Here is a 5,810-nt window from a genome sequence, read left to right as displayed (position 1 = left end):
GCATCCATGACCATATAACGCGGGGTAAAATAATTGACCAGGACGGATTTGTAGGCTGCATTTTCCACAACCTGTTCCGGGAGTACAAGGCACCCCATATATCCCTCATACTGGTCACTGATGATCAAAGGCTGGTCAAAGAGGTGAAAGACACTCATGGGGCCTGTGGGTTCTCCCTTGGCAAACCTTGAGGTGTTTTCCAGGGTGTCAATGGCCGCGCCCCACACGGTGATGTCCCGCTTCTGGATATCCCGGGAAAATTTCTCCCAGGCATATTCAGGATCGTTGATCAGCCGCAGTACCCGGTCTTCAAGAAATTTGGCCACCTGGGGCCGGGCATAGATCCTTCCGAATCCCAACAGAGGATTGGCGCCCATCTCTGCGGTTTCTCCGGCTTTGGGCATCAGCCCTTCGCCTAAACAGACCATGATGGCATGATTTTCCGGCAAGGTGCGGGACAGATACCACAGACTTTCGCTCATGGCGTAAGCGGAAATGGCATCGGCATCTTTTTTTACCAGGTTCAACTCTGTTTTGGGCAGCCCCTTTCCTTCCCCGTACCGGCCGAACAGTCGGGTGCCCAGCGCGGTGACAGCAGCGGTGATCGCCAGCATTTTTTCGGTACGTCCGTCAGTGAAGGAGACCGTATCCATATGGCGGCGTTTAATTTTTTTTTGGGACGTGTCGCTGTACCAGTGAATGCGCACATCTTCCAGCCATAAATGAAATCGGCCTAATATGGGGCGGGTGTCAAAGGCCCATTGGGAAATCAGATTCTGTTTTTGTGCATCCGCCGGTGAGATGTTTTTTGCTGATTGGGTAGAATTGTCAGTTGCAGTGGTCATGGAATACACTTTTTTATAAGAAAGTCTGGGTAAGNNTACTCAGATCTTTCAACCTTTGTTGTGGGCTATGCCTGGCAGTTAATATGTCAGGTCAGCCCATGGCTGTTATATGAACGATGTGAGTTTTGAGTGGTTAGTAGTGAGATCTATATAAGCTGTTTTCCTCACAACTCACATCTTTCATTGTTTGTTGTGTCCGTCAGGACATGGTCGTTATTTAGGCATGCTCGCTGTCGTGAGTTTCAGGCGCTGCGTCATCAGATTCAGGGGCAACCCCCTGGGATTCAGGCGTTGCGTCATCGGATTCAGGTGCAACCTCCTGAGTTTCAGGTGCTGCGTCATCAGTTGCAGGAGCAACCTCCTGAGTTTCAGGCGCTGCGTCATCAGTTGCAGGAGCAACCTCCTGGGATTCAGGCGCTGCGTCATGGGATATTGCTGGGAGATCCGGGGTAAGAATGCTCTGTGCCATAGCTTCCATGGCGCGGTCAGGATCAGCTTCCACTTGATTTAGAATGTTGTCTACTGTAGTATCCTCAAGCCAGTAAACCTTGCCGTCGCTGACATCATAGATGGCACCCACCACTTTGACTTTACCGGCCTTGACAAGTTCGCGTGTGGCGGCACTTTTCATGAACAGGTCCCGAATGCTGATCCAGACATTTTCTTCAATGGCAAGGGGAATTATTTCATCACCTTTTGCCTGGGGATACTTTTCTATGGTTTGCCTGACTGCAGGTTCAATATTATCGACCAGCGGTGGAATATTTTTTTCTACAGCATGGTCGTGTCCATTGATCGCCCGGGTGACGGCGGTCACTGCGCCGCATTGTGTATGGCCCAGTACGACCATAACCGGTGTGCGAACATGCGCCAGGCCATATTCTATGGATCCGACTTCATCCGTATCACATACATTGCCGGCCACACGGATAACAAAAATATCCATCACCCCGGCATCAAAAATCGCTTCTACAGGCACACGGGAATCAGAACAAGTGAGGATTGTGGCATAGGCATGGTCCCCCTGATCTTCCATGGCGGCCTGAATCATCCGTTGTTTGGTCAGATGCGGATGTTCGGATTTTTCACTGACAAAGCGTTGATTTCCATCTTTCAGCGTCTGAAGCGCCTGGTCCGGGCTGGTTTTTTGTTTTTCCGATTCTCCTGAACAGCCGGCAAATGCAAGCGTGCATGTCAGCAGCAGACAGAAGAGCAACTGAAGTGATGTTTTTTTCATTTTCCTTCTCCTTAAAATCATTATTATCTTTAAATCTATCTTTAAATCAAAAATTTCAAATACCACATTTATCCGGATTGTTCACCTTTTTTGTTTCAGATCCGACCTTCATAAAAGGCTCAGGATCAAAAGAAGTTGTGTTGGTCAGCCGCGTCCTGTATGGTGAGTCGGTATGAACCAGATCACTTATACATTCCCCGATACCGGTCACATCAATGAGGTCTTAAAGGGTGTCGTGGACCGCGTCACATTCCATAATCCGGACAATGGCTGGTCCATTCTCAAGGTACTGCCCTTTGATCGTCCGAGCAGCAGGGAAACCGTTGTGGTGCATCAGACTACAGTATTTGCCGGTGCAACCATGGAATTTGAGGGAGAATGGACGGTGCACCCGAAATTCGGCCGGCAGTTCAAGGCCGTGCATGCCAGGGAGCAAAAGCCTGCTACGGCATCGGCTCTGGAAAAATATCTTGGTTCCGGGTTGATCAAGGGGGTGGGGCCCAAAACCGCAAAAAAAATTGTGGGATATTTCAAGGAGCAGACCCTGGATGTCTTTGAATCCGATATTGATCGCCTTGCGGAAGTGCCTGGAATTGCGCACAAAAAGCTTGAAATGATTTCAACGGCGTGGGCCGAGCACCGGGCCATACGGGATGTGATGATGTTTCTGCAGTCCCACGGGATTTCCACGTTGTTTTCCGTTCGTATTTATAAGGAATACGGCCAGAATGCCATTGCCTGGATCACCCAGGACCCTTATCGCCTGGCGTCTGATTTTTTCGGCATTGGTTTTTTTACTGCGGATAAGGTGGCCTTAAGCATTGGTCTTGAAACGGACAGTCCCCCAAGAATCACCGCCGGTATCCGTCACGTACTCTCCGCAGCCAGAGAGTTCGGGCACTGTTATCTTACGTTTCCCCAGATTAAAGAACAGGTAAAAGACCTGCTAGAGCTTGATCTGTCACAGCAGCTTGAAACGCTTCTGGCAGAGATGGAAGCGCAGCGGCTTCTGATGCGCAGGGATCTGCTCGATGGCAACAGGCAGCCTGTGGCCTGTTACTATGCCCGGTCTCTTTATTTTGACGAGGCGTATGTGGCAAAGCGTCTTTCAGATCCTGGTCCTGGGCGGACCTTTGACCAGGCCCGGATCGACCGGTGGATGACGCTGTACTGTCAACGCTGTCAGATGCAGCTTTCGGTTGAGCAGACCACAGCGGTCAAGGGGGTGGTACAGCAGCAGTTTTCCGTTCTGACCGGTGGGCCCGGATGCGGTAAGACTACTGCCACACGGGTGATGGTCCGCCTGCTGGAGGCCATGGGTCTGAAGGTGATGCTGGCCGCGCCCACGGGCCGGGCTGCCCAGCGTATGAGCGAGGTGATAGGAAAACCGGCAAAAACCATTCACCGGCTTTTGGGCTGGAAAGCCGGGGGATTTAAACGAAATGAAAGCTCCCCTATAAAGACAGACTTTCTGGTGGTGGACGAGTGCTCCATGCTGGATATCAATCTGACCGCCTCCTTGCTCAAAGCCGTACCAAAGCTGAGCCAGGTGGTATTTATCGGCGACTGCGACCAGTTGCCTTCGGTGGGGGCGGGAAATGTGCTTAAGGATATTATTGCTTCACAGGCAGTGCCCTGTTTCCGGCTTACCCAGGTGTTTCGCCAGGCCCAGTCTTCCATGATCATTAAATTTGCACACCAAATCAACAGGGGCCGGATGCCATGGATAAAAAGTCCATTTAAGTATCCCTCCATCTGGCAGGACGGCACCGATTGCCTGTTCATTGATTCCGATGAAGCCACCAAAGAACAGATTGCCTTTATCAGCCGGGTTAAACGTTTGTATATGCATGATGTTGATCCGCAAACATCAAACAGCGGTTCCGTTCAAGAGGGTTGCGCCCCGGCTGATGCCCCGGACAATGATCATGGTGATTTGTATGAATTCAGGGTTGCCGAGTCGTGTTCACCCTGGGAGACTGAAATTGCCATACCTAAGAAATTTGCCCATGTGGATTTGGTCCGTCTGGCAGGCACTGAAAATCGCGTTGAAGAGCTTATGGAAGTGGTGGGAAAGGTCCACCCATGGTCCTCTTTGCATTATGGTCTGTCTGCTTTGGATGCGGTGAAAAAATTATATCTGGAGTGGATTCCCAAATACCTGGGAAAAGATACGGAAATCCAGATCCTTTCCCCCATGACCCGGGGCAGTCTCGGCACCCTTTCTCTAAATCGTGAAATCCAGGATATCCATAATCCCATGGGACCGGGTAAGGCCCAACTCACCGTGGGCCAGCGGGTATTCAGAACCGGGGATCGGGTGATCCATAGAAAGAATAACTATGATTTGGGGGTATTTAACGGAGACATCGGCATCATTGACCGGATCAACACCATGGATATTAGCTGTACTGTCCGGTTTCTACCGGATAACCGGCTGGTGGACTACCAGCAGACAGACATCCTGGAACTTGACCTGGCTTATGCCATTACCATTCATAAATCCCAGGGAAGTGAATTTGAAGTGGTCATCATTCCGCTATTGACCCAGCATTTTAAAATGCTCTTCCGCAACCTGATTTACACAGGAATCACCCGTGCCAGAAAACTGGCTGTGTTTGTAGGGACCCGAAGAGCTTTAGGCATGGCCGTAGGAAACCAGGATATCAGCCGCCGCCAGACCGCGCTTCAGGTTTTGCTCTCAAAAGAGGTAAACGTATAGCCGATGCGACTTGTTTTTACAGAACGTTTTCATTGATTTTGTTCTTAAGTTTTCCCGCACATTTGAACGTGACAACCCGTCTTTTTTCAAGAATCATGGCATCTCCTGTGGCCGGGTTCCTTCCCTTTCTCGGCGATTTTTCGATTACCTGGAATTTTCCGAATCCGGAAACCATAATATCTTCACCCGAAGCCAGGGTGGATTTTATGATTTCAATCAGGGCTTCAAGTACTTCTTTGGACTGAGACGGGTTTTGGTCAAATATATTTGAAATTTTTTCGATGAGTGTGGATTTGGTACAAGTCAAAATTTCAGCCTTTTCTTTAGTTTAGATTGGATGGACTTGGATTATATTAATCGGTTTTCCAAAAGAGTCAAGCAATTAGATGGAAGCCTGACTCTAATGTTCTCTAATATTTTTCAAAATCATCATCCAGTGAATCCTCCCCCATGTCCAGCACAACGCCCTGGATTTGGCCCAGAGTCTCCGGTCTGTTGGTAATGACCTTGGTAGTTGAGTCACGCTTCTCACGGCTGTCGGTTGTTCGGTCTTTCTTAGATATGGGGTTTTCCTGTTGCGGGTTCTGCTCCCGGATTTTCATTTTTTCAATCCTGAAGTGGGAGATTGCCTGTTGGAGTTGTCCTGCCTGGGCCGATAGCTCTTCGGCGGTTGAGGACATCTCTTCAGCAGAACTGGCGTTTTGCTGGATAATTTGATCCAGTTGCTGGAGGGCCAGGTTTATCTGGTCTGCACCTGTGTTTTGTTCCGCAGAAGCCGCGTTGATCTCCTGAACCAGTTCTGATGTCTTGCGGATATCCGGAACGATTTTGTTGAGCATTTTACCGGCATTTTCAGCGATTTCAACACTGGACGTTGACAAATTGCTAATTTCACTGGCTGCAGCCTGGCTGCGTTCGGCAAGCTTTCTGACCGCATCTGCCACCACGGCAAACCCCTTGCCGTGCTCCCCGGCACGGGCCGCTTCGATGGCGGCATTCAAGGCCA

General features: G+C 49.9%; 4 protein-coding genes and 1 pseudogene. 1 reads left to right on the top strand and 4 read right to left on the bottom strand.

Features of this window, described 5'->3' with window-relative positions; genetic code table 11:
- Together B3D59_RS17715 and B3D59_RS17710 are read right to left on the bottom strand one after the other, a co-directional pair.
- A pseudogene (locus B3D59_RS17715) lies at nt 1-845 on the bottom strand (hypothetical protein); the annotation flags it as partial.
- A gap of 217 nt (nt 846-1,062) precedes the next feature.
- The gene (locus B3D59_RS17710; RefSeq protein WP_286822470.1) at nt 1,063-2,082 is read right to left on the bottom strand and encodes a carbonic anhydrase; all 1,020 of its coding nucleotides are present in this window, start codon (nt 2,080-2,082) and stop codon (nt 1,063-1,065) included.
- A 172-nt stretch (nt 2,083-2,254) separates the two neighbouring features.
- Between B3D59_RS17710 and B3D59_RS17705 the strand changes: the two genes are divergently transcribed.
- A complete protein-coding gene (locus tag B3D59_RS17705; protein ID WP_286822469.1) occupies nt 2,255-4,804 on the top strand; it encodes an AAA family ATPase in 2,550 nt (849 codons plus the stop codon).
- A 16-nt stretch (nt 4,805-4,820) separates the two neighbouring features.
- On the opposite strand, the gene B3D59_RS17700 is transcribed toward B3D59_RS17705, so the two are convergent.
- Together B3D59_RS17700 and B3D59_RS17695 are read right to left on the bottom strand one after the other, a co-directional pair.
- On the bottom strand, nt 4,821-5,111 hold the full coding sequence (locus B3D59_RS17700) for an integration host factor subunit alpha (RefSeq protein WP_286822468.1): 291 nt from the start codon (nt 5,109-5,111) through the stop codon (nt 4,821-4,823).
- Between the two features lie 103 nt (nt 5,112-5,214).
- The coding region (locus B3D59_RS17695; protein ID WP_286822467.1) for a methyl-accepting chemotaxis protein at nt 5,215-5,810 on the bottom strand (596 nt) is incomplete at its 5' end.

It is taken from the genome of Desulfobacter sp. UBA2225, assembly GCF_002348205.1.
GTDB lineage: Bacteria > Desulfobacterota > Desulfobacteria > Desulfobacterales > Desulfobacteraceae > Desulfobacter > Desulfobacter postgatei.
Note: the sequence above shows the minus strand (reverse complement) of the source record. Positions and strands in the feature narration are given on the sequence as shown.